Below are 1,010 nucleotides of genomic sequence, written 5' to 3' on the forward strand. Positions count from 1 at the left end.
TGATCATTTAATTTCCTCATTTTTTCTCTGCTCTACAAGCTCTATCCACGTTTTAAGTTCACTTATATCTTCTTCAGTCGCAAAGTCTCTAATGTATCTTCGAGCTTGTCTGCGAGTAGTATCATGTTTCGTTTGGTTCTGTTGCAAAGTTCCCCATAACACCTGATTTATTGTAAAATGTAATAAAAAAGAATGCGAGGACAACAGATGAATCATTTTAAGGGCAAACAATTCCAAAAAGACGTGATTATTATCTCTGTTGGGTATTATCTTCGCTATAATTTGAGTTATCGTGAAGTTCAAGAAATCTTATATGATCGTGGCATTAACGTTTCTCATACGACGATTTATCGTTGGGTTCAAGAATATGGTAAGCTGATCTATCAAATCTGGAAAAAGAAAAATAGACAGTCCTTTTATTCGTGGAAAATGGACGAAACTTATATTAAAATTAAAGGGAAGTGGCATTATCTCTATCGTGCAATCGACTCAGAAGGCATGACACTGGATATTTGGCTAAGACGAAAGAGAAATACTCAGTCTGCTTATGCTTTCTTTAAACGACTATACAAGCAGTTTGGGGAACCGAAAGTTATCGTGACAGATAAAGCACCATCAATTGCTAGTGCTTTTAGGAAGTTACAAAAGCAGGGGCTATACAGCGAAACTGAGCACCGGACAGTCAAGTATCTCAATAACTTAATTGAGCAAGATCATAGACCTGTTAAACGTCGAAATAAACTTTATCAAAGTCTTCGTACTGCATCAACTACGATTAAGGGCATAGAAGCATTGAGAGGAATATACAAAAAGAACCGAAGAAATGGAACGCTCTTCGGCTTTTCGGTCTCTACTGAAATCAAAATCTTATTGGGAATATCAGCCTAAGATAATTGAAATTCAGAGAGGTTGTATTTTATTTTAAAACTTCGCAACAGAACCTCTCTTCTCCTATACTATAAAATGAAAAAAAGAATTTAAATATTGAGCAGATAAAGGGCTTAAAAGAT

At 35.3% G+C, this 1,010-nt stretch carries 1 protein-coding gene; it reads left to right on the plus strand.

What is annotated here, in order from left to right; translation table 11 throughout:
* Nucleotides 1–207 precede the first annotated feature (207 nt).
* Entirely contained in the window at nucleotides 208–888 is a 681-nt protein-coding gene (locus ABZ857_RS44395; RefSeq protein ID WP_357057018.1) for an IS6 family transposase, read from the plus strand.
* Nucleotides 889–1,010 lie beyond the last annotated feature (122 nt).

This window comes from Microbispora sp. NPDC046933, assembly GCF_040644635.1.
Classification (GTDB): Bacteria; Actinomycetota; Actinomycetes; order Streptosporangiales; family Streptosporangiaceae; genus Microbispora.

What these genes read in the sequence shown, in the direction of transcription:
- ABZ857_RS44395 (WP_357057018.1), top strand. Translation starts at nt 208, where the DNA reads ATGAATCATTTTAAGGGCAAACAATTCCAAAAAGACGTGATTATTATC.